Source organism: Pseudomonas sp. MAG733B (assembly GCF_036884845.1).
GTDB lineage: Bacteria > Pseudomonadota > Gammaproteobacteria > Pseudomonadales > Pseudomonadaceae > Aquipseudomonas.
The window spans coordinates 5,475,923-5,498,783 of the sequence record NZ_CP145732.1 but is presented as its reverse complement, the minus strand read 5'-3'; the positions used below and the strand labels follow the sequence as shown (position 1 = coordinate 5,498,783).

The 22,861-nt window shown below is 57.7% G+C and carries 19 protein-coding genes and 1 pseudogene; 14 read left to right on the top strand and 6 right to left on the bottom strand.

All coding sequences use genetic code 11. The annotated features are described in order from the left end of the window. Nucleotides 1–78 precede the first annotated feature (78 nt). Nucleotides 79–1,854: a glyoxylate carboligase gene (gene gcl / locus V6Z53_RS25055; protein WP_338582335.1), complete on the bottom strand. Its 1,776-nt coding sequence runs from the start codon at nt 1,852–1,854 to the stop codon at nt 79–81. Nucleotides 1,855–2,122: 268 nt separating this feature from the next. Between gcl and V6Z53_RS25050 the strand changes: the two genes are divergently transcribed. Both V6Z53_RS25050 and V6Z53_RS25045 read left to right on the top strand, forming a co-directional pair. Next, a complete protein-coding gene (locus V6Z53_RS25050; RefSeq protein WP_338582334.1) occupies nt 2,123–2,563 on the top strand; it encodes a heme-binding protein in 441 nt (146 codons plus the stop codon). A 196-nt stretch (nt 2,564–2,759) separates the two neighbouring features. After that, nucleotides 2,760–3,218: a transposase gene (locus tag V6Z53_RS25045; RefSeq protein WP_338582333.1), complete on the top strand. Its 459-nt coding sequence runs from the start codon at nt 2,760–2,762 to the stop codon at nt 3,216–3,218. A 106-nt stretch (nt 3,219–3,324) separates the two neighbouring features. Here V6Z53_RS25045 and V6Z53_RS25040 read toward each other — a convergent pair whose 3' ends face one another. Then, nucleotides 3,325–3,933, bottom strand: a complete 609-nt coding sequence (locus tag V6Z53_RS25040; protein WP_338582332.1) for a TetR/AcrR family transcriptional regulator — start codon at nt 3,931–3,933, stop codon at nt 3,325–3,327. A gap of 134 nt (nt 3,934–4,067) precedes the next feature. Here V6Z53_RS25040 and V6Z53_RS25035 point away from each other — a divergent pair, with 134 nt between their 5' ends. Beyond that, nucleotides 4,068–4,982, top strand: a complete 915-nt coding sequence (locus tag V6Z53_RS25035; protein ID WP_338582331.1) for a DUF808 domain-containing protein — start codon at nt 4,068–4,070, stop codon at nt 4,980–4,982. 126 nt (nt 4,983–5,108) lie between these two features. On the opposite strand, the gene V6Z53_RS25030 is transcribed toward V6Z53_RS25035, so the two are convergent. Both V6Z53_RS25030 and V6Z53_RS25025 read right to left on the bottom strand, forming a co-directional pair. Then, nucleotides 5,109–5,897 carry a VacJ family lipoprotein gene (locus tag V6Z53_RS25030; protein WP_338582330.1) on the bottom strand — a complete coding sequence of 263 codons (789 nt, stop codon included), beginning with the start codon at nt 5,895–5,897 and terminating at the stop codon, nt 5,109–5,111. Further along, nucleotides 5,890–7,188 (bottom strand): serine/threonine protein kinase, encoded by a 1,299-nt coding sequence (locus V6Z53_RS25025; protein WP_338582329.1) that lies wholly within the window; start codon nt 7,186–7,188, stop codon nt 5,890–5,892. Before V6Z53_RS25025 ends, V6Z53_RS25030 begins: the two co-directional genes overlap by 8 nt. A gap of 223 nt (nt 7,189–7,411) precedes the next feature. On the opposite strand from V6Z53_RS25025, the gene V6Z53_RS25020 reads away from it, so the two are divergent. The 3 genes and pseudogenes from V6Z53_RS25020 (at nt 7,412) to V6Z53_RS25010 (ending at nt 9,024) form a co-directional block, all read left to right on the top strand. Next, nucleotides 7,412–7,780 carry a hypothetical protein gene (locus tag V6Z53_RS25020; protein WP_338582328.1) on the top strand — a complete coding sequence of 123 codons (369 nt, stop codon included), beginning with the start codon at nt 7,412–7,414 and terminating at the stop codon, nt 7,778–7,780. A 218-nt stretch (nt 7,781–7,998) separates the two neighbouring features. Next, nucleotides 7,999–8,508: pseudogene (locus V6Z53_RS25015) on the top strand (RHS repeat-associated core domain-containing protein); the annotation flags it as partial. Between the two features lie 81 nt (nt 8,509–8,589). Then, nucleotides 8,590–9,024 (top strand): hypothetical protein, encoded by a 435-nt coding sequence (locus V6Z53_RS25010; RefSeq protein ID WP_338586602.1) that lies wholly within the window; start codon nt 8,590–8,592, stop codon nt 9,022–9,024. Between the two features lie 46 nt (nt 9,025–9,070). Here V6Z53_RS25010 and V6Z53_RS25005 read toward each other — a convergent pair whose 3' ends face one another. Further along, nucleotides 9,071–10,678, bottom strand: coding sequence for a beta (1-6) glucans synthase (locus V6Z53_RS25005; protein WP_338582327.1), 1,608 nt, complete (start codon nt 10,676–10,678; stop codon nt 9,071–9,073). A 288-nt stretch (nt 10,679–10,966) separates the two neighbouring features. On the opposite strand from V6Z53_RS25005, the gene V6Z53_RS25000 reads away from it, so the two are divergent. The 3 genes from V6Z53_RS25000 (at nt 10,967) to V6Z53_RS24990 (ending at nt 14,025) form a co-directional block, all read left to right on the top strand. After that, nucleotides 10,967–11,818 (top strand): glycine betaine ABC transporter substrate-binding protein, encoded by an 852-nt coding sequence (locus V6Z53_RS25000; protein ID WP_338582326.1) that lies wholly within the window; start codon nt 10,967–10,969, stop codon nt 11,816–11,818. Nucleotides 11,819–12,058: 240 nt separating this feature from the next. Then, nucleotides 12,059–12,370: a DUF485 domain-containing protein gene (locus tag V6Z53_RS24995; RefSeq protein ID WP_150702757.1), complete on the top strand. Its 312-nt coding sequence runs from the start codon at nt 12,059–12,061 to the stop codon at nt 12,368–12,370. Beyond that, nucleotides 12,367–14,025 (top strand): cation acetate symporter, encoded by a 1,659-nt coding sequence (locus tag V6Z53_RS24990; protein ID WP_338582325.1) that lies wholly within the window; start codon nt 12,367–12,369, stop codon nt 14,023–14,025. Before V6Z53_RS24995 ends, V6Z53_RS24990 begins: the two co-directional genes overlap by 4 nt. A gap of 847 nt (nt 14,026–14,872) precedes the next feature. Here the strand turns inward: V6Z53_RS24990 and gltA are convergent. Then, nucleotides 14,873–16,162 carry a citrate synthase gene (gene gltA, locus V6Z53_RS24985; RefSeq protein WP_338582324.1) on the bottom strand — a complete coding sequence of 430 codons (1,290 nt, stop codon included), beginning with the start codon at nt 16,160–16,162 and terminating at the stop codon, nt 14,873–14,875. Between the two features lie 363 nt (nt 16,163–16,525). Here gltA and sdhC point away from each other — a divergent pair, with 363 nt between their 5' ends. The 5 genes from sdhC to V6Z53_RS24960 all read left to right on the top strand — a co-directional run bounded on the left by sdhC (nt 16,526) and on the right by V6Z53_RS24960 (nt 22,847). Further along, nucleotides 16,526–16,900, top strand: coding sequence for a succinate dehydrogenase, cytochrome b556 subunit (gene sdhC / locus V6Z53_RS24980; protein ID WP_154851239.1), 375 nt, complete (start codon nt 16,526–16,528; stop codon nt 16,898–16,900). Next, complete coding sequence (gene sdhD, locus V6Z53_RS24975) at nt 16,894–17,262, top strand: succinate dehydrogenase, hydrophobic membrane anchor protein (RefSeq protein WP_007977503.1); 369 nt, start codon at nt 16,894–16,896, stop codon at nt 17,260–17,262. The genes sdhC and sdhD overlap by 7 nt, the downstream gene beginning before the upstream one ends. A gap of 3 nt (nt 17,263–17,265) precedes the next feature. Next, a complete protein-coding gene (gene sdhA / locus V6Z53_RS24970) occupies nt 17,266–19,038 on the top strand; it encodes a succinate dehydrogenase flavoprotein subunit (protein ID WP_338582323.1) in 1,773 nt (590 codons plus the stop codon). Nucleotides 19,039–19,049: 11 nt separating this feature from the next. Next, nucleotides 19,050–19,754 (top strand): succinate dehydrogenase iron-sulfur subunit, encoded by a 705-nt coding sequence (locus V6Z53_RS24965; RefSeq protein ID WP_338582321.1) that lies wholly within the window; start codon nt 19,050–19,052, stop codon nt 19,752–19,754. Between the two features lie 261 nt (nt 19,755–20,015). Continuing rightward, entirely contained in the window at nt 20,016–22,847 is a 2,832-nt protein-coding gene (locus tag V6Z53_RS24960) for a 2-oxoglutarate dehydrogenase E1 component (RefSeq protein WP_338582320.1), read from the top strand. Nucleotides 22,848–22,861 lie beyond the last annotated feature (14 nt).

Below are 22,861 nucleotides of genomic sequence, written 5' to 3'. Positions count from 1 at the left end.
TTTGGGGCCGCTTCGCGCCCCAGCGGGAGCAAGCTCCCTCGCCACACAGGCTCGCTCCTACAGGGGAGCGGTCAGCTATTAATCAAGCAACGAAATCGCAGTCGGAGCGTCGTTGCCGACCAGCGCCAGGTCTTCGAATTCGTTGACGGCGTTGATCTCGGTACCCATGGAAATGTTGGTCACGCGCTCCAGGATGATCTCGACGATCACCGGAACCTTGAACTCTTCGATCAGCTCCTGGGCCTTGCGCAGGGCAGGCTGGATCTGAGCCGGTTCGAACACACGCAGTGCCTTGCAACCGAGGCCTTCGGCAACTGCGACGTGGTCGACACCGTAACCGTTGAGTTCCGGAGCGTTGAGGTTATCGAAGGACAGCTGCACGCAGTAGTCCATGTCGAAACCGCGTTGTGCCTGACGGATCAGACCGAGGTACGAGTTGTTGACCACCACATGAATGTACGGCAGCTTGAACTGCGCGCCCACTGCCAATTCTTCGATCATGAACTGGAAGTCATAGTCCCCCGACAGGGCCACGACTTTACGGTTCGGATCAGCCTTGACCACGCCCAGCGCTGCCGGAATGGTCCAGCCCAACGGGCCAGCCTGACCGCAGTTGATCCAGTGACGCGGCTTGTAGACGTGCAGGAACTGCGCGCCGGCAATCTGCGACAGACCGATGGTGCTGACGTAGCAGGTGTCTTTGCCGAACACCTGGTTCATTTCTTCGTAAACGCGTTGCGGCTTGACCGGTACGTTGTCGAAGTGAGTCTTGCGTTGCAGGCTGGCTTTGCGCTGTTGGCAGTCTTGCAGCCAGGCGCTGCGATTTTTCAGTTTGCCGGCGGCTTGCCATTCGCGAGCGACTTCGATGAACACGGTCAGCGCGGCAGCGGCGTCGGACACGATGCCCAGGTCCGGGGTGAACACGCGGCCAATCTGAGTGCCTTCGATGTCGACGTGAATGAACTTGCGACCTTCGGTGTACACATCGACCGAACCGGTGTGACGGTTGGCCCAACGGTTACCGATACCCAGCACCACGTCGGATTTGAGCATGGTCGCGTTGCCGTAGCGGTGCGACGTCTGCAAACCAACCATGCCGACCATCAGCGGGTGATCGTCAGGGATGGTGCCCCAGCCCATCAGGGTCGGGATAACCGGGATACCGGTCAGCTCGGCGAACTCGACCAGCAGATCGCTGGCGTCGGCATTGATGATGCCACCGCCGGCCACCAGCAATGGACGTTCAGCCTGATCGAGCAAGGCCAGAGCCTTTTCGACTTGAATGCGGCTAGCGGTCGGCTTGGCCAGCGGCAGTGGCTGGTAAGCGTCGATGTCGAATTCGATCTCGGCCATCTGCACGTCGAACGGCAGGTCGATCAGCACCGGGCCTGGACGGCCGGAGCGCATTTCAAAGAAAGCTTTCTGGAACGCGTAAGGCACCTGGCCCGGTTCAAGAACAGTGGTCGCCCACTTGGTGACTGGCTTGACGATGCTGGTGATGTCGACAGCCTGGAAGTCTTCCTTGTGCATACGGGCGCGGGGTGCCTGGCCGGTAATGCAGAGGATTGGAATCGAGTCGGCCGAGGCGCTGTAGAGCCCGGTGACCATGTCGGTACCGGCAGGGCCGGAAGTCCCGATGCACACGCCGATGTTGCCGGCCTTGGTGCGGGTGTAGCCCTCGGCCATGTGCGAGGCGCCTTCAACGTGGCGAGCGAGTACGTGATCGATGCCGCCGACTTTTTGCAGGGCGTTGTACAGCGGGTTGATGGCTGCACCCGGGATGCCAAAAGCGGTATCAACCCCTTCACGGCGCATCACCAGAACGGCGGCTTCGATTGCTCTCATTTTGCTCATGGTTTTGTGCCTCTTTACGTTTTGTAATTGTATACAAGTGGCTTTGCGCAGAGTGTATTCACGGCGGACGGCGCAGGTCAATCCATTTTCTCAAGCGACCGTTTCATTCGTCGGAAGCCCAATCTACTGTGGCTTTTCGTCGCATGTGGCGCTTTTCGAGAATTATTGTATACAAAAAAATAACTCATTGTGTTCTATTTGTTGCATCGAGCTGCGGCACAAACGCGCAGCTCCACGGCTTTCCGAAAAACAAAATGAGGACGGCACCATGAGCGCTTTAACCTTGAAAGTCGCAGTCAACCTGGTCAACGAAGCCATCACCGCAGGGCGTGCAATCTCCGCTGCGCCCCTGACCATCGCGGTACTGGATGCCGGCGGGCATCTGATCACCTTGCAACGCGAAGACGGTGCCAGCCTGCTGCGCCCGCAGGTCGCCATCGGCAAAGCCTGGGGCGCCATCGCCCTAGGCAAAGGCTCGCGCCTGCTGGCGCTGGACGCACAACAGCGCCCGGCGTTTATCGCGGCATTGAACAGCCTGGGCCAGGGCAGCGTGGTGCCGGCACCGGGCGGTGTGTTGATCCGCGATCAGGGCGGGAATGTGCTGGGGGCGGTGGGGATCAGCGGGGATTTGTCGGACGTTGATGAGCAATGTGCGATCAATGCGATCGAGGCTTTGGGGTTGACGGCGGATACGGGGGTTGTGGCTTGATTTTGTATTGACTGATCTATTGCCATCGCCAGCAGGCTGGCTCCCACACTGGATTATCTGAGTGTCAGTGATCAACTGTGGGAGCTAGCTGCTAGCGATAGCAATCTCCCAGACACATCCTGCCAACAGTTTGAACATCTCAATTCAGTCAGCCGAACTAGCCTTCTCATGATCAATTCATGGGAGCGGCAAAGGAATGCCTGATTCACCTGCTTCACATCGTTTACGACGCGGTCGCTATGCTGAAACCAACCGAATTTACCTGCTGACCACCAACACGTTTGGACGAACACCGATGTTCAAGAGTTTCGCGCTGGGTCGTTTGGTCGTGGATCAGTTCCGAAATGCACAACAACAAGGCATTGCGAATTCACTGGCCTGGGTTGTCATGCCCGATCATTTCCATTGGTTGGTCGAGTTACAGCAGGGATCATTGTGTGACCTTATGCAGAAGACCAAATCGATGAGTACCAAAGCGGTAAATCAGTTTACTGGCCGTAAGGTCACTCTCTGGCAGAAAGGCTTTCATGACCGGGCCTTAAGGAGGGAAGAAGATCTGTTGAAGGTGGCTCGATATGTTGTGGCCAACCCGTTGCGGGCTGGTTTGGTTGAAAAGCTTGGCGACTATCCGCTGTGGGATGCCATTTGGGTTTGAGATATTGAGTTGCCTTCATCGCTAGCAGGCTAGCTCCCACAGGGGATTTGTGCGCGCAACAGATCCAATGTGGGAGCTAGCCTGCTAGCGATAGAGTCACTGCGGTCTATCGATCCGGCTCACACCCCTTCAATACCAACCGGATAATCGTCTGCGCCGCCGCTTCATAATCCTCTTCATCCAGCTTGGCCTTGCCGGTGATGGCGGTGATTTGCCAGTCGAAGTCGGCGTAGGTCTGGGTGGCGGCCCAGATGCTGAACATCAGGTGGTTGGGGTCGATCGGGGCGATCTGGCCGCGGTCGATCCAGGTCTGGATGCAGTCGATGTTGTGCTTGGCCTGGCCGTTGAGCTGTTCGACCAGGTCGGCGCTCAGGTGCGGGGCGCCGTGCATGATTTCGCTGGCGAATACCTTGGAGGCAAACGGCAAGTCACGGGAGATACGGATTTTCGAGCGGATGTAGCCACTCAGGACTTCGCTCGGCACGCCATCGGGATTGAATGGCGTCGAGGCTTGCAGGATCGGCTCGATGATGCTTTCCAGGACCTCGCGGTAGAGGTTTTCCTTGGATCTGAAGTAGTAGTAGACGTTGGGCTTGGGCAATCCCGCCTTGGCTGCGATATCGCTGGTTTTGGTCGCAGCGAAGCCCTTGTCGGCAAATTCTTCACTGGCGGCACGCAGGATCAGTTGTTTGTTGCGCTCGCGGATGGTGCTCATAAACCAGGGGGTTCCTTGCCTGTTCTGGCGGTTGCGCATGGTAGCACCGGCCTTTGGCGGCGCTCAAGAATGCTCCGTGCGGCGCTCGGCCACGCTATGCTGCACCGCATTCACTCTAGAAGGAAACCCGATTCATGGCAGGAAGCAGTTTGCTGTTGCTGATCGACGACATTGCTGCGGTGCTGGACGATGTGGCGTTGATGACCAAAATGGCCGCCAAGAAGACCGCCGGTGTACTGGGCGACGATCTGGCGCTCAATGCCCAGCAGGTCAGCGGCGTGCGTGCCGAACGGGAAATTCCCGTGGTCTGGGCGGTGGCCAAGGGCTCGTTCATCAACAAGCTGATACTGGTGCCGTCGGCATTGGCCATCAGCGCGTTCATTCCGTGGCTGGTCACGCCGTTGTTGATGGTCGGCGGTGCCTACCTGTGTTTTGAAGGGTTCGAGAAACTCGCCCACAAATTCCTGCACAGCAAGGCTGAAGATCAGGCCGAGCATGCTGAACTGGTCGAGGCCGTGGCAGACCCGGCGGTGGATCTGGTGGCGTACGAGAAGGAAAAGATCAAGGGCGCGATCCGCACCGACTTCATCCTCTCGGCGGAAATCATCGCAATCACCCTCGGCGTCGTGGCCGAATCGGCGCTGACCCAGCAAGTCGTCGTGCTCTCGGGTATCGCCATCGTTATGACTGTCGGCGTTTACGGGTTGGTTGCGGGCATCGTCAAGCTCGACGACCTGGGCTTGTGGCTGACTCAAAAACCGGGGCAGATGGCCAAAAGCATCGGGGCCGGAATTCTGAGTGCAGCGCCGTACATGATGAAAAGCCTGTCGGTAATCGGCACGGCAGCGATGTTTCTGGTCGGTGGCGGCATCCTGACTCACGGTGTGCCGGTAGTGCATCACTGGATCGAAAGTGTCAGCGCAGCGGCGGGTGGTGCCGGGTTTATCGTGCCGGTGTTGCTCAATGGCATCGCGGGCATTGTGGCGGGGGCGGTGGTGTTGGTCGGGGTTATGGCTGTCAGCAAAATCTGGAAAGCGCTGAAAGGCTGAAGACAACACAAAACAAATGTGGGAGCGGGCTTGCTCGCGAATGCGGTGTCTCAGACACTTTATTGTCGACTGACACACCTTATTCGCGAGCAAGCCCGCTCCCACATTGATTTACACTTGCCGTAATTACTCGGCAATCTGCAACTTGCGCGCCTCGGTGTACACGTAACGCACCTTCTCGTACTCGAACGGCGAGTTCATCTGACCGTAGCGGAAACTGGTCTGGTAGCGCCTGTCGATGCCGCGCAGAACCCACACTTCCGGATGGTTGGAACTGACTTCGGCAACATTGAGGAAGTTGATCGCCGACTCGGCGCTGAAGTCGACCACCAATCCGCCGGTATCGCGCAGGTTCGAAGGGCCGAGAATCGGCAGTACGAAGTAGGCGCCGCCCGGTACGCCATAGAAACCCAAAGTCTGGCCGAAGTCTTCGCTCTGGCGCGGCAGGCCCATGGCGGTGGCCGGGTCCCACAGGCCGGCGATGCCGATCGTGGTGTTGAGCAGCAGTCGCGCCGTGGTCTCCATCGAACGCTGGCCCTTGAACTGCAACAGGCTGTTCAGCAGGTTTGGCACGTCGCCAAGGTTGTTGAAGAAGTTGCTGACGCCGGTGCGCAGAAAGCTCGGCGTGATGTAGCGATAGCCATCGACCACCGGCAGGAACACCCATTGGTCGAACCGGTAGTTGAAGTGGTAAACGCGGCGGTTCCACTCTTCCAGCGGGTCGTAGACGTTCAGCGCGCTGAGTGTCGAGCGCTCGAACTCGCGCTGATCCAGTCCCGGGTTGAACTTGAGTTTGCTCAGTGGCTCCTTGAAGCCGTCACTGTCGACGACCACCGGGGCGTTGGCCTTGCTGTTGTCGGCATTGGCAGCGCTTGCACAGAGTAACGCGGCGAGAAGCAGGAGATATTTAGCCACGGAAGAACTCCAGCATGGCGTCGCTGTTGACGCGGTAGTTGATGTTGCCGCAGTGACCGCCCAACGGGTAAACGGTCAGGCGATCGCCGAAGGTCTTGCGCAGGAAACCAAGGTCGCCCGGGCCGAGGATGACGTCGTCGGCGTTGTGCATGACGGCGATTTTCGGGCTGTCGTGCAGGTAGTCTTTCAGTGCATACAAACTCACCTGGTCGATCAGTTGCAGCAGGCTGCCGCCGTCGGTGCGGGCACGCCACATCGGGATGACCTGTTCGGTGATGTAGCAGTCGAAATCGCATTGCAGCGCACGCTTGAGGTATGGCGTGAGGCTGGTGCCTTCCGTGATGGGCGTTTTAGGTGGAGTGATCAGGCCGCGACGGTTGATCAGGTCCGAGGTGAAGGCAATGTCGGCCGCCGAAAAACGGAACGAGGTGCCAATCAGCATCGCCATCTGTTCGTTGGTCAGGTGCTGCTTGGACTGCTGGAAGTCATACAGCAGCGCATCGTTGAGATCGATGTAGCCCTTCTGCTGGAAGTAGCGGGTCAGTTTGTTCAGCACCAGTTCATAGAAGGTGGTGGTGTTGTTGATGCCCTTGACCTCGGTTTGCACCAGTTTGTCGAGGTTGGTGATCGAGGTGTAGAGGTTGACCGGCGGGTTGAGCAGCAGGACTTTCTTGAAGTTGAAGCTGCGACGGGTTTCGTCCAGATGCGCAACGAATGCGGCATCCAGTGCACCAAGGCTGTAGCCGGTCAGGTAGTAATCGGTGACAGGCAGTGTGGGGTTTTGCGCACGTACCGATTGCATCACCCGGTACATGTCCTCGGCGTCGTCCTTGGAAATGCCCGGCGTGGCGAAGCGGGAAGCGGCGCTCATGAAGTCGAAGCTGGTGGGCGACGACAGTTGCACCACGTGATAGCCGGCCTGGTAGTAGAGCTTCTTCAGGTATTCGTTAAGGCTGCTGTCATAGCGCGCGCCGGTGCCAGCGATCAGGAAGATCAGCGGTGCGGCTTTATCCTGCGTGGCGATGCGGTAGGTGAGTTTCTTTACCGCCCAGAAGTTGTCCGGCAGTTCGAAGGCCCGTTCCGGGCGCAAGGTCAGAGTGCGGTCGGACTGATTGATGTCATCGTCCAGCGGCAAATCCGGACGCAGGTCCGGTGGCGTCGTGGCGATGGTCGCCTCGAACGGGTTGGTCAAGGGGTAGCCATAACTGGCGGCGTCGATGTCGACCGCCAGTGCGGACGCACTCAATATAAGGCCGCCAAACAGGGCGGCGAAGCGCAAGGAACGGAGCATGACTAGATCCCTTAGAAAAGGTGCCGAATGAAGTTCGCAGGCTGTGACCACTGAATTTGCGCCAAAGTGCCACGCATCGGCACCAAACAGGCTTAATTCGAAGTAATAGTAGCTGGACGATACACTTTGCAGCGATTGAATGACCAGTTAACAGTTGTTATCGCTTGCGTAAGGCTGTCGGGCGATTAAGCTGGCCGCCGTTTTTCGTCAATTGGAGTGCTTCATGTCCCGCCGTCTGCCCGTGATTCTGCTGCTTGTTTTGCTGCCGCTATGGCTGGCCGCCAGTTATGGCGCGCGTTATGGCTTCATGGAGGATGCGCAGTGGGTCGGCATTTGCGTGGACAAGGCGAGTCGCTGGGAATGCCAGGTTCGTTCGAACCTGGGGCTGATGATTCACTTCAATATTCTGGGTTATGGCGCCTTGGCCGCTGCCATCATCGGCTTCGTTGTACCGGGACGGGCAGGGTGGTGGCTGGCGGTGCTGGCGCTGGTGCTCGGGTTCCCGGCACTGGCGTTGTACAACACGACGCTGGCGGTGTTTGCGGTGGTGATTGCGGGGTTGCGGTTGGTCAGGGCGCCTCGTAGTGCCTGATAGATAGCCATCGCGAGCAGGCTCGCTCCTACAGTTGATCTTTGTGGCTCACGGATTTTGTGTTCACTGAAGATCTACTGTAGGAGCGAGCCTGCTCGCGATGAGGCCTGACACTACGCCAGATTTCCATCCTCTACCTATCACTTCTGATAGTAGACGGCCGCTGCAAATAATCCGAATCTAGCCATCCGCACCCGGATCTGAGTCGGAGCAAAACAATGACCGTTCAGCGAGATACATTGTTGTGCAGTTATCACTACGAACCCCTGGACCGGATTGCCAGTTGTGTTCCTCTGAATCAGCAGAGCATTCAGCGCTTTTACCGAAAAGATCGTTTGACGACTGAGACGCAAGGGCCGGTGCAGCACTCTGTGTTTGAACACGACGCGCAGCTCCTGGCGCAGTAACAGCGTCAGCTGGGAAAAGTTGACTCCGCTTTGCTGGCAACCGATCTTCAGCGTTCGGTTTTACATTCAGTTGCTGTGGAGCAACGTCGGCATCTAGCGTATTCCCCTTATGGTCATCGCTTTCCCGAAGGTGGCTTGATCAGTCTCCTGGGTTTCAATGGTGAGCGACGGGATCCGGTGACTGGGCATTACTTGCTCGGGAATGGATACCGCGCGTTTAACCCTGTGTTGATGCGGTTCAACAGTCCGGACAATTTGAGTCCGTTTGGGAAGGGTGGGGTGAATGCGTATGCGTATTGCGTGGGGGACCCTGTCAACAAGGTGGATTCGAAGGGAGAGTTCCCTGTGTTCATTCAGGGGGTTTCACAGCTGGTATCAGCCCGAGGGCAATTGAGCAGTGCCATGACCGTATTGAAAAAGGGTGTTGTGAGTTCTTTCAGTAAATCGCCGTCTCGACTTGGGCGTAACCCGTCGTCAGAAAGGGAAGGGATGCCAACTACTTCTCAATCGATGCAAGCTAGTGAATTAGTGGATGAAGTAAAACTACGAAACATTGGAGCTGAATTCAGAGTGGCTAGGAAGGCGGCCGAGCCACCACCCATTGCCAGGTTCGCAGAATCCAAGGGCTATAGTCAGCAGGACCTTTTCGCGCAAGAAGGGTTTAAAAATAATCCCGAGGTACAAGCACAATACTTCCAGTCGCAACGACCAGAAGTTATTGAGAGGTTTCGTCAGGCAGACGTAGATCTTTTGGTCGCAACGGGTGAGCAAGTTAAAAAGTACCCCGGTAGTGAGGTGGCAACGCGAGAGTTGGTGAGGCTCATTCGGGGGCATTAAATCGAACCCATTCGATATTGGGTCCGATCATTTTTGAACAAGTGACTTATTGTGACGGTTGCTTCGTTCGTACCCGCAAACACCGCCACAACGCAGCCACCATCAACCCACTCACCAACGCCCAACCCCAGGCCTGCTGGTTCTGCAACCCTTCACGAAACAACTGCGGCGCAATACCTGCACCAATAATGAAGGTCAGCAACGCAATCTCCCGACGCGGCACGCTTACCGGGCGGCACAGATACACCAGCACCGGCACGATGAACGCCACGCTCGGGAAGCTGCGATAGCGCGGGTCGAACACCAGTTCCAGCATGCTCACCGCGGCGGCAAACCCGATCACGGCCACCAGCCAGCCCGCTCGACGCTCCAGTGCATTGAAAGCCTGCGCGCGCCATCCCGTGCGAGGGCTCAGCGTCAGCGCTGCGTGCACCAGCACCAAAAGATTCAATGCTGTCAGCAACGCGACCCACAACCATTCGCTAGTGAAGCGGGTGGTGACGCGGGCGAGGTCGCCCCATACGCCGATGGCGCAAGCAGCCAGCGCCGCAAACAACGGTAGAACCAAGGCTGCGCGGGTGCTGCGAACTCGACCGCCGAGCAAAAGCGTGCCGAGGAAAATCAAGCTGCCCACCACCAGCCACTGCGACCAGTACGGTACGTTCGACACGGGACCGGCCAGTACACCTTTGTCTTGGCGGTCGGCATCGAACAGTCCCCAGTAACCACCTACCGCACCTTCGCTGGCGCGTTTCCACGGTTGGTCGAACGCTTCGATCAGGTTGTAGTGCCAGCCTTGCTGCTCGGCCATAGAGACAAAACCACGAATGAATTTCGCTTCGTTGACCCGGCTCGGCAGGGCAGTTTCACGCTGACGGCCTTCGCTCGGCCAGCCTGTTTCGCCAATCATCACGTCCTTGGGCGCGAACTTGTTGCCGAACACCTGGCGCACTTCGGCCACATGTTGCAGCGCGGCATCGATGTTCGACGGATCATCTTCCCAGTACGGCAGCAGGTGGATGGTCAGGAAGTCCACGGCCGGTGCGATTTCCGGATGCTTGAGCCAGAACTCCCAGACGTCGGCGTAAGTGACAGGTTGTTTGACGTGACTCTTGACCTTGTTGATCAGCTTCGCCAACTGCGCGCCGGTGACTTCCTTGCGCAGCAGGGTTTCGTTGCCGACGATTACGGCGGTCACTACGTCGGCGTTCGCGTTGGCCGAGGCAATCAGCAGGTCGACTTCTTTTTCGGTGTCCACCGGGTTGCTGTTGACCCAGGCGCCGATCATCAACTTCAAGCCGTGCTTGCGCGCCAGATCGGGCAGCGCTTCGAGGCCGGTCATGGAGTAGGTGCGGATGCATTCGAAACTTTTCGACAGTAGCGCGAGGTCGGCGTCCATGCGTTCGGGGCGCAGGTTGAACGGCACATCGAACGGCGATTGGTCTTTGTCGAACGGCGTGTAGGACGCGCATTGCAGCTTGTGCGTCGCGCTGGCGACATCCGGCAGAATCACCGGTTTACCAATGCCGTACCAGAAGCCGCAAAGGGCAAAGAGTCCCAGCAGGCAGGCGAATAGATAAGCAAAAAAAGGAAAGCGGGATGTCGCGGGCATGGTCAGGCCGTCTGGGAGTAAAGCGGCGCATGTTACCTGCATTTGTCGCGTGCTTGGTGGCTCGCATAATTTTGACATGCAAAGTTCGGGCGGATTGCCCGGAACGACAGCGGTGCTCGAGATTAATGGCGTTGTGATGTCGTTTCTCGATGTCTTGAGGTCGCTGGCAGAGAAGGTCGTTGATGGCGTCAGGTTGATTATCGGAAGTGTCAGTACTCCGCTGATGTTCTAGCGAATTCGCGGTAAGGCGTGATGGGGGCGCTGTGCACCATAACAATACGTTTAAGCGACTCGGCATCCGTCGAGCGCAGCACTTTCGGGGAAGTAACGATGAAGATGCGACGACTCTTGGGCGCAGGTGCCGCTTTGGTGCTGGCGATCAGTTCTACCGTGGCCAGCGCCGCAGGTAAGGAAGTGACTTTAGGTTATGTTGACGGCTGGTCGGACAGCGTCGCTACGACCAACGTCGCTGCCGAAGTGATCAGGCAGAAACTCGGTTATGACGTGAAGCTGCAAGCCGTCGCGACCGGGATCATGTGGCAAGGCGTGGCTACCGGCAAACTCGACGCCATGCTGTCGGCCTGGCTGCCGGTCACGCATGGTGATTACTGGACTAGGAACAAGGATCAGGTCGTCGATTACGGCCCGAACTTCAAGGATGCGAAAATCGGCCTGATCGTGCCGGAGTACGTCAAGGCCAAGTCCATCGAGGACCTGAAGACCGACGACACCTTCAAGAATCGCATCGTTGGCATCGACGCCGGTTCAGGCGTGATGCTCAAGACCGATCAGGCGATCAAGGACTACGACCTGACCGGCTATCAACTCAAGGCCAGTTCCGGCGCCGGTATGATCGCCGAGCTGACCCGTGCCGAGAAGAAAAACGAATCCATTGCCGTGACCGGTTGGGTGCCGCACTGGATGTTCGCCAAGTGGAAACTGCGCTTCCTCGAAGACCCGAAAGGCGTGTACGGCGCGGCTGAAACCGTAAACAACATCGGTAGCAAAGGCCTGGAGGCCAAAGCGCCGGAAGTGGCCAAGTTCCTGAAGAACTTCCAGTGGGAATCCAAGGATGAAATCGGCCAGGTCATGCTGGCGATCCAGGATGGCGCCAAGCCAGAAGCAGCGGCGAAGGATTGGGTCGCGAAACACCCTGAGCGTGTGGCTGCCTGGACTAAATAACGCACATATCGCTTTGAATTGTGGGAGCGGGCTTGCTCGCGAAAGCGGTCTTACAGTCAACCTTGATGGTGACTGATACGACCTCTTCGCGAGCAAGCCCGCTCCCACATTGATTTATGGTGTGCTGATAATTGGCAAAAACGTCATGTGGTTCTAAGACTAAGGTCGTCTGGAACCTGCCCCGCAGCCGCATAGAGTGGATACCGTTCCAACTTAATCTGTGCTGCGAGGATAAAAACAATGAACGACAGCATTTACCTCTCGATTCAAAACAGCCCGCGCTTCAAGGAGCTGGTTAGCAAGAGGGAACGATTCGCCTGGATTCTTTCGGCGATCATGCTAGGGCTTTACTCCGGATTCATCCTTTTGATTGCTTACGGGCCGCATGTACTGGGGGCGAAACTCAGCCCTGAGTCATCGATTACCTGGGGCATACCGATCGGTGTCGGGCTGATCCTTTCGGCCTTCATCCTGACCGGCATTTACGTACGACGCGCCAATGGCGAATTCGACGACCTGAACAATGCGATTCTCAAGGAGGCTCAGCAATGATCCGGCGTCTAATGGCTCTATTGAGCATCGCAGCCTTCGCACCTGGAGCCTGGGCGGCTGACGCCCTGACCGGCGCCGTGCAGAAACAACCGCTGAACGTCGCCGCGATCCTTATGTTCGTGGCGTTCGTCGGCGCGACGTTGTACATCACTTACTGGGCATCCAAGAAAAACAACTCGGCTTCCGACTACTACGCCGCTGGCGGCAAGATCACCGGTTTCCAGAACGGTCTGGCGATTGCCGGTGACTACATGTCGGCAGCTTCCTTCCTGGGTATTTCCGCGCTGGTGTTCACCTCCGGCTACGACGGCCTGATCTACTCGATCGGCTTCCTGGTGGGCTGGCCGATCATTCTGTTCCTGATCGCCGAGCGTCTGCGTAACCTGGGTAAATACACCTTTGCCGACGTGGCGTCCTACCGCCTCGGGCAAACCCAGATTCGCTCGCTGTCCGCCTGCGGTTCGCTGGTGGTGGTGGCGTTCTACCTGATCGCGCAAATGGTCGGTGCAGGCAAGCTGATCCAGCTGCTGTTTGGTCTGGACTACCACGTTGCGGTGATCCTGGTCGGTATCCTGATGTGCATGTACGTGTTGTTCGGCGGCATGCTGGCGACCACCTGGGTGCAGATCATCAAGGCAGTGTTGCTGCTGTCCGGCGCCTCCTTTATGGCGCTGATGGTGATGAAGCACGTCAACTTCGACTTCAACATGCTGTTCTCCGAGGCGATCAAGGTTCACCCTAAAGGTGAAGCAATCATGAGCCCGGGCGGCCTGGTAAAGGATCCGATCTCGGCATTCTCCCTCGGTCTGGCACTGATGTTCGGTACCGCTGGCCTGCCACACATCCTGATGCGCTTCTTCACCGTGAGTGACGCTAAAGAAGCTCGCAAGAGCGTGCTGTACGCAACTGGCTTCATCGGTTACTTCTACATTCTGACCTTCATCATCGGCTTCGGGGCGATCCTGCTGGTCAGCACCAACCCGGCCTTCAAAGATGCGGCTGGCGCGCTGTTGGGCGGCAACAACATGGCGGCGGTGCACCTGGCCAACGCGGTGGGTGGCAGTATCTTCCTGGGCTTCATCTCGGCAGTAGCGTTCGCGACCATTCTGGCAGTGGTTGCCGGTCTGACCCTGGCCGGTGCATCGGCGGTGTCTCACGACCTGTACGCCAGCGTGATCAAGAAAGGCAAGGCTAACGAGAAGGATGAGATTCGCGTCTCGAAAATCACCACTATCGCTTTGGCGGTGCTGGCGATCGGGCTGGGCATTCTGTTCGAAAGCCAGAACATCGCGTTCATGGTGGGCCTGGCGTTCTCCATCGCGGCGAGCTGCAACTTCCCGGTCCTGCTGCTTTCCATGTACTGGAAAAAGCTGACAACCCGCGGTGCGATGATCGGCGGCTGGATGGGCTTGATCAGCGCTGTTGGCTTGATGGTGCTTGGCCCGACCATCTGGGTGCAGATCCTGCATCACGAGAAGGCTATCTTCCCGTATGAATACCCGGCGCTGTTCTCGATGATCATTGCCTTTGTCGGGATCTGGTTCTTCTCGATCACTGACAAGTCGACTGCTGCGGACAATGAGCGGGCGCTGTTCTTCCCTCAGTTCGTTCGTTCGCAGACTGGTCTGGGGGCGAGTGGGGCGGTATCGCACTAAGGTTTGATGCTTTTATATAAGTAACGCAGTTGTAGGAGATGCCCCGGTCGAAAGATCGGGGCATTTTTTATTGGGCGGTTATCGGTCAGCCGACCTGTCTTTTGTTGATCGCGTACATATCCATTCCTGCGGTAACGGCGGCTTAGGGTTTCGCCCTTACGGCGACTCACTTTTTTTAACAAGCGCCTCAAAAAAAGTAAGCAAAAAAAGCGCTCGCCCCGAGCGTCCGGCCCCTCGCCTAGGCTCGGGGTTCCTTCGCTCCGGCATTCATCCGGGGGCATCGCCCTCCGGTTGGCTTCGCTGGCACCTACATGCGATGAGTTCGACTGCGTCGAACGGCGCTGCGCGACCATCCCCGGATGAACACCTCCACTCAGCCTCCCGATGGGGCGGGTGGATCAAGATCAAGAGCTGCAGGCGAGCTAACGCTCGGCCTGATGAGTGGTGAAGAGCGAAGGTGTACGCGGCTTTTGCTTTTGCTTTTGACCTTCTTGCCCCATCGAGAGGCCGAGTGGAGGTTCTGCGCAGTGGGCAACCCGGCAAGGATGCCGGGTTAGCCGCCCCCGGCCATGGATGGCCGATGGCGGCGGGCCCACGGAGCAGGACCGGAGCGAGGGCATGCCGAGCCTAGGCGAGGCACCGAACGAAAGGGGCAAAGCGCTTTGGTTACTTTCGCGCTCTTCGAAAGTGACCCGCCGTAAGGGCGGAACCCTGAGCCGCCGTCACCGAAAAAACGGATATGTACACCACCAAAAAAACCGCACAAACAAAAACGGCCTCCTGCTCTTTATATAAAAAAGCAGAGGCCGTCTCCGGTACAACTCAACACGCTACAGCAAGAAAAATCTTACTTGCGGTCTTCCAGCTTGGAGATATCACGCGACTCGTAGCCGGTGTACAGCTGGCGTGGACGGCCAATCTTGTACGGGCTGGAGAGCATTTCCTTCCAGTGGGAGATCCAGCCAACGGTCCGCGCCAGGGCGAAGATCACGGTGAACATGCTGGTTGGAATGCCGATCGCCTTGAGGATGATCCCCGAGTAGAAGTCGACGTTCGGGTACAGCGAACGTTCGATGAAGTACGGGTCGGTCAGGGCGATCTCTTCCAGGCGCATGGCCAGTTCGAGTTGCGGATCGTTCTGGATGCCCAGTTCCTTCAACACTTCGTCGCAGGTCTTCTTCATCACGGTGGCACGCGGGTCGCGGTTTTTGTAAACGCGGTGACCGAAGCCCATCAGTTTGAACGGATCGTTCTTGTCCTTGGCCTTGGCGATGTACTTGTCGATGTTCGAGACATCGCCAATTTCATCGAGCATGGTCAGAACGGCTTCGTTCGCACCGCCGTGGGCAGGGCCCCACAGTGCGGCGATACCGGCGGCGATACAGGCGAACGGGTTGGCACCCGAAGAGCCTGCCAGGCGCACGGTGGAAGTCGATGCGTTCTGCTCGTGGTCGGCATGGAGGATGAAGATCCGGTCCATGGCCTTGGCGAGCACCGGGCTGATCGGTTTGATCTCGCACGGGGTGTTGAACATCATGTGCAGGAAGTTTTCCGCGTACGTCAGGTCATTGCGCGGGTACATCATGGGTTGGCCCATGGAGTACTTGTAAACCATCGCTGCCAGGGTCGGCATCTTGGCAACCAGGCGGATCGCGGAGATTTCGCGATGCTGCGGGTTATTGATGTCCAGGGAGTCGTGGTAGAAGGCCGAAAGGGCGCCGACTACACCGCACATGACGGCCATCGGGTGGGCGTCGCGACGGAAGCCGTTGAAGAAAGTCTTCAGCTGCTCGTGAACCATGGTGTGGTTCTTTACGGTGCTGACGAACTGGGCCTTCTGTTCTGCGGTCGGCAATTCGCCGTTGAGCAGCAGATAGCAGGTTTCCAGGTAGTCCGACTTTTCAGCCAGCTGTTCGATCGGGTAGCCGCGGTGCAGCAGAATGCCGTTGTCGCCGTCGATATAGGTGATCTTCGACTCGCAGGAAGCGGTCGACATGAAACCAGGGTCAAAGGTGAAACGGCCCGTGGCCGTCAAGCCCCGAACATCGATAACATCGGGACCAACGGTGCCGGTTAAAATGGGCAGCTCGACGGGGGCTGCGCCCTCGATGATCAACTGCGCTTTTTTGTCAGCCATGTGGCCTCCTATTTATGCTTGAAATCATCAGACAGACCCCCCACGCAGGGCCCGCACCACTATAGTGAGATAAATTCGAATGTCAATTTGCCTAAAGTCTTGCTCCAGAAGGCTTTAACCCGACTTTTTTCTCGAAATTGCCTGCCATTTACGCCTTTTATGTCAGTTGCGCAATCCGCTGTTTGGGTTAGGTCTTTGCGTTGTCATTAGTAGCCTAACTGTCTATACTCGGCCACCGACCGCCAAGGGCTTTTGGGCCTGCTTTATTGGGGGTCGCATCCCTGGGTGGTGGTTACCTGACCAGTGCACTCCCCAACAACTTTGCCCTGATTGTTAGGGGCTCTTCAGTGTGAAAAAAAAGCCGTGAAAAGCCAACGACCTGTAAACCTAGACCTAAGGACCATCAAACTCCCCATCACCGGCGTTACGTCGTTTCTTCACCGTGTTTCCGGCATCATCCTCTTCCTGGGCCTTGGCTTCATGCTTTATGCATTGGGCAAGTCTTTGGGTTCCGAGGAAGGTTTTGTCGACGTGAAGGCAACCTTGACCAGCCCGCTGGCCAAGTTCGTAGCATGGGGCCTCCTGTCCGCTCTGCTGTATCACCTGGTAGCCGGTGTGCGCCACTTGATCATGGATATGGGCATCGGTGAGACGCTGGAAGGCGGCACGCTGGGCTCGAAAATCATCATCGCCATTTCCGTGGTGTTGATCGTTCTGGCAGGAGTTTGGATATGGTAACCAGCGTTACGAACCTTTCGCGTTCCGGTCTGTATGACTGGATGGCGCAACGTGTGTCTGCGGTCGTTCTCGCGGCTTATTTCATTTTCCTGATCGGATACCTCGCTGCGAACCCGGGCATTGGCTATGACCAATGGCACGGCCTGTTCGCCCACAACGGGATGCGTATCTTCAGTCTGCTGGCCCTTGTGGCCCTCGGCGCTCACGCCTGGGTCGGCATGTGGACCATCGCGACCGACTACCTGACGCCGATGGCGCTGGGCAAGTCCGCGACTGCAGTACGTTTCCTTTTCCAGGCAGTATGCGGCGTTGCGATGTTCGCTTACTTCGTCTGGGGTGTGCAGATTCTCTGGGGTATCTGATTCATGGCTAACATTCCAACGATTTCTTTCGACGCCATCATTATTGGTGGTGGCGGTGCCGGCATGCGCGCAGCGCTGCAACTGGCACAAGGCGGTCACAAGACTGCCGTGATCACCAAGGTGTTCCCGACCCGTTCGCACACCGTATCCGCTCAAGGCGGCATCACCTGCGCCATCGCTTCGGCCGACCCGAACGATGACTGGCGCTGGCACATGTACGATACCGTCAAGGGTTCCGACTATATCGGTGACCAGGACGCTATCGAGTACATGTGTCAGGAAGGCCCGGCCGCAGTTTTCGAACTGGACCACATGGGTCTGCCGTTCTCCCGTACCGAACAAGGCCGCATCTACCAGCGTCCGTTCGGTGGTCAGTCCAAGGACTACGGTAAAGGCGGCCAGGCTGCGCGTACTTGCGCTGCATCCGACCGTACCGGTCACGCACTGCTGCACACCCTTTATCAGGGCAACCTGAAAGCCGGTACCACGTTCCTGAACGAGTACTACGCTGTCGACCTGGTGAAGAACTCGCAAGGCGAGTTCGTCGGCGTGATCGCCATCTGCATCGAAACCGGCGAAACCACCTACATCCGTGCCAAGGCTACCGTTCTGGCCACCGGCGGTGCAGGTCGTATCTATGCATCGACCACCAATGCCCTGATCAACACCGGTGACGGCGTTGGCATGGCGCTGCGTGCCGGCGTACCGGTACAAGACATCGAAATGTGGCAGTTCCACCCGACCGGCATTGCCGGCGCCGGTGTACTGGTTACAGAAGGTTGCCGTGGTGAAGGTGGTTACCTGATCAACAAGCACGGCGAGCGTTTCATGGAGCGTTATGCTCCGAACGCCAAAGACCTTGCTGGTCGTGACGTGGTTGCCCGTTCGATGGTGAAAGAAATCATCGCCGGCAACGGTTGCGGCCCGAATGGCGACCACGTAATGCTCAAACTCGACCACTTGGGCGAGGAAGTGCTGCACAGCCGTCTGCCAGGCATCTGCGAACTGTCGAAAACGTTTGCTCACGTTGACCCGGTCGTTGCTCCGGTTCCGGTTGTTCCGACTTGCCACTATATGATGGGCGGCGTGCCGACCAACATTCATGGTCAGGCGATCACCCAGAACGCTGAAGGCGTGGACGAGATCATTCATGGTCTGTTCGCTGTAGGCGAAGTGGCTTGCGTATCGGTTCACGGTGCCAACCGTCTGGGCGGTAACTCTCTGCTCGACCTGGTGGTATTCGGCCGCGCTGCCGGCCTGCACCTGGAAAAAGCGCTGACCGACGGCATCGAATACGACGACGCTACCGAAGCTGACATTGAAGCTGCCCTGTCGCGCCTGAACGCACTGAACAACCGTACCGAAGGCGAAGACGTGGCTACCCTGCGTCGCGAACTGCAAAACTGCATGCAGAACTACTTCGGTGTATTCCGTACCGGCGAATACATGCAGAAGGGTATTGCCCAGCTGGCTGACCTGCGCGCGCGCATCGCCAACGTCAAGATCAACGATAAGTCGCAAGCGTTCAACACTGCACGTATCGAAGCTCTGGAACTGCAGAACCTGCTGGAAGTGGCTGAAGCTACCGCCATCGCTGCCGAAGTACGTAAAGAGTCCCGCGGTGCTCACGCCCGTGAAGACTTCGAAGACCGCGACGACGAAAACTGGCTGTGCCACACCCTGTACTTCCCGGGTGACAAGCGCGTGACCAAGCGTGCTGTGAACTTCTCGCCGAAGACTGTTCCGACTTTTGAACCTAAGATTCGGACTTATTAAGGGTGGCCGCCATGTTGCAAGTCAGTGTTTATCGTTACAACCCTGATCAGGACGCCGCGCCGTTCATGCAGGAATTCCAGGTCGATACCGGTGGTAAAGACCTGATGGTGCTGGACGTACTGGCCCTGATCAAAGAGCAGGACGAAGGTTTCTCCTATCGTCGCTCTTGCCGTGAAGGCGTTTGCGGTTCCGACGGCATGAACATCAACGGCAAGAACGGCCTGGCCTGCGTCACGCCGCTGTCTGCTGTTGTAAAAGGTAACAAGTTGATCGTTCGTCCTCTGCCAGGTTTGCCGGTTATCCGTGACCTGGTCGTCGATATGAGCATCTTCTACAAGCAATACGAGAAGGTTAAGCCATTCCTGCAGAACGACACGCCGGCTCCGGCCATCGAGCGTCTGCAGTCCCCTGAAGAGCGTGAAAAGCTCGACGGTCTGTACGAGTGCATCCTGTGCGCTTGCTGCTCGACCTCTTGCCCGTCCTTCTGGTGGAACCCGGACAAGTTCCTGGGTCCAGCTGCCCTGCTGCAAGCGTACCGCTTCCTGGCAGACAGCCGCGATACCAAGACTACCGAGCGCCTGGCTGCGCTGGATGACCCGTTCAGCGTATTCCGCTGCCGGAGCATCATGAACTGCGTCAACGTATGTCCGAAAGGCCTGAACCCGACTAGGGCCATCGGTCACATCCGTAACATGCTGCTCTCGAGCGGCGTGTGATTCAGCTGCTGCAAATGTAGTACCGCTGTACCCGTGGATGCTACGGCGCAGGCTTCAACCGGCGCCGTAGTTTTAACCTGAGCAGCAGCTTATAAGGCTGAGGCTCTTATTTTGAAGAAATGAGACAAGCAGGGGCATCCGGGCTGGTACCCGGACTATCAGTGTGATCCTAGTGGCTTGTTTTGGTCGCTGCATTCGGACTTCTGCAAGTTTGCTCGGTGTCGACACCGGTGGTGTTCCCCTAACCGAGGGTGACCAAGCATGCAAGAAAGCGTGATGCAGCGCATGTGGAACAGTGCCTACCTATCCGGTAGTAACGCTGCCTATGTGGAAGAGCTCTACGAGCTCTACCTGCACGACCCTAACGCTGTGCCAGAAGAGTGGCGCACCTACTTCCAGAAGTTGCCTGCTGACGGCAACTCTGCCACCGATGTTTCGCACTCCACAATTCGCGATCATTTCGTCTTGCTGGCAAAGAACCAGCGCCGCGCCCAACCGGTTTCCGCCGGCAGCGTGAGCAGTGAGCACGAGAAGAAGCAAGTTGAAGTGCTGCGATTGATCCAGGCCTACCGTATGCGTGGCCACCAGGCAGCCCAGCTTGACCCGCTGGGGCTGTGGCAGCGTCCTGCACCTGCAGACCTGTCGATCAATCATTACGGCTTGACCAATGCCGATCTTGATACGACCTTCCGTGCCGGCGACCTGTTCATCGGCAAAGAGGAAGCGAGCCTACGCGAAATTCACGAAGCGTTGCAGCAGACATATTGCCGCACCATCGGCGCTGAATTTACGCACATCACCGATTCCGAGCAGCGCCAGTGGTTCCAGCAGCGTCTGGAAAGCGTGCGCGGCCGTCCGACGTATTCTGCCGACATCAAGAGCCACTTGCTTGAGCGCGTGACCGCCGGTGAAGGCCTGGAGAAATACCTGGGCACCAAATACCCGGGTACCAAGCGTTTCGGTCTGGAAGGCGGCGAGAGCCTGATTCCGATGCTCGATGAGCTGATCCAGCGTTCCGGTTCCTACGGCACCAAGGAAATCGTCATCGGCATGGCCCATCGTGGCCGTCTGAACGTGCTGGTCAACACCTTCGGCAAGAACCCGCGTGAGCTGTTCGACGAGTTCGAAGGCAAGAAGAAGGTCGAGCTGGGTTCCGGTGACGTCAAGTATCACCAGGGCTTCTCGTCCAACGTGATGACCACCGGCGGTGAAGTTCACCTGGCCATGGCGTTCAACCCGTCCCACCTGGAAATCGTTTCCCCGGTGGTCGAGGGTTCGGTTCGCGCCCGTCAGGATCGTCGTAACGATCCAACCGGTGAGAAAGTCCTGCCGATCTCCATCCACGGTGACGCCGCTTTCGCAGGTCAAGGCGTGGTCATGGAAACCTTCCAGATGTCGCAGACCCGCGGTTTCAAGACCGGCGGTACCGTGCACATCGTGATCAACAACCAGGTCGGTTTCACCATCAGCAACCCGCTGGACTCGCGTTCCACCGAGTACGCGACCGACGTTGCGAAAATGATCCAGGCGCCGATCCTCCATGTGAATGGTGATGATCCGGAAGCCGTATTGTTCGTGACCCAGCTGGCCATCGACTACCGCATGCAGTTCAAGCGTGACGTGGTGATCGACCTGGTCTGCTACCGTCGTCGCGGCCACAACGAGGCCGACGAGCCAAGCGGCACCCAGCCGATCATGTATCAGCAGATCACCAAACAGCGCACCACCCGTGAGCTGTATGCCGATCGTCTGACCCAGGGCGGTGTCCTGGACGCTGAGCGTGTTCAGGCGAAAGTCGACGAATACCGCAACGCGCTGGACAACGGTCTGCACGTAGTGAAAAGCCTGGTCAAAGAGCCGAACAAAGAGTTGTTCGTGGATTGGCGTCCGTATCTGGGCCACGCCTGGACCGCGCGTCACGACACTCGTTTCGATCTGAAGACCTTGCAGGAACTGTCCGCCAAGCTGCTGGAAATCCCGGAAGGCTTCGTGGTTCAGCGCCAGGTTGCGAAGATCTACGAAGACCGTCAGAAGATGCAAGCCGGCGGCCTGCCGATCAACTGGGGTTACGCCGAAACCATGGCGTACGCAACCCTGGCGTTCGAAGGTCACCCGATCCGCATGACCGGCCAGGACATCGGCCGCGGTACGTTCTCGCACCGTCATGCTGTTCTGCACAACCAGAAAGACGCGGGCACCTACATCCCGCTGCAGAACCTGTACGACGGTCAGCCACGCTTCGACCTGTACGACTCGTTCCTGTCCGAAGAAGCGGTGCTGGCGTTCGAATACGGCTACTCGACCACCACGCCGGATGCGCTGGTGATCTGGGAAGCCCAGTTCGGCGACTTCGCCAACGGTGCCCAGGTGGTTATCGACCAGTTCATCACCAGTGGCGAGCACAAGTGGGGCCGTCTGTGCGGTCTGACCATGCTGCTGCCGCACGGTTATGAAGGTCAGGGGCCGGAGCACTCCTCGGCTCGTCTTGAGCGTTACCTGCAGCTGTGCGCCGAGCACAACATTCAGGTCGCGGTGCCGACTACGCCGGCACAGATCTACCACTTGCTGCGTCGTCAGGTGATTCGCCCGCTGCGCAAGCCGTTGATCGTTCTGACTCCGAAGTCGCTGCTGCGTCACAAGCTGGCCATCTCGACCCTGGAAGATCTGGCCGAAGGTTCGTTCCAGACCGTTATCCCGGAAATCGACGCCCAAGACCCGAAAAAGGTCGAGCGCGTAGTTCTGTGTAGCGGCAAGGTCTACTACGACTTGCTGGAAAAACGCCGTGCCGAAGGCCGTGACGATATCGCCATCGTGCGTATCGAGCAGCTGTACCCATTCCCTGAGGACGACTTGAAAGAAGTCCTGGCTCCTTATACCAACGTCAAAGCTGCCGTTTGGTGTCAGGAAGAGCCGATGAACCAGGGTGCCTGGTACTGCAGCCAACACCACATGCGTCGCAGCATCAGTAACCTCGACAAGTCTCTCGTACTCGAGTACGCGGGCCGTGAGGCTTCTGCTGCACCGGCATGCGGTTATGCATCGATGCACGCTGAGCAGCAGGAAAAACTGCTGCAAGACGCCTTTACTGTTTAACGCCTTCGCGCACC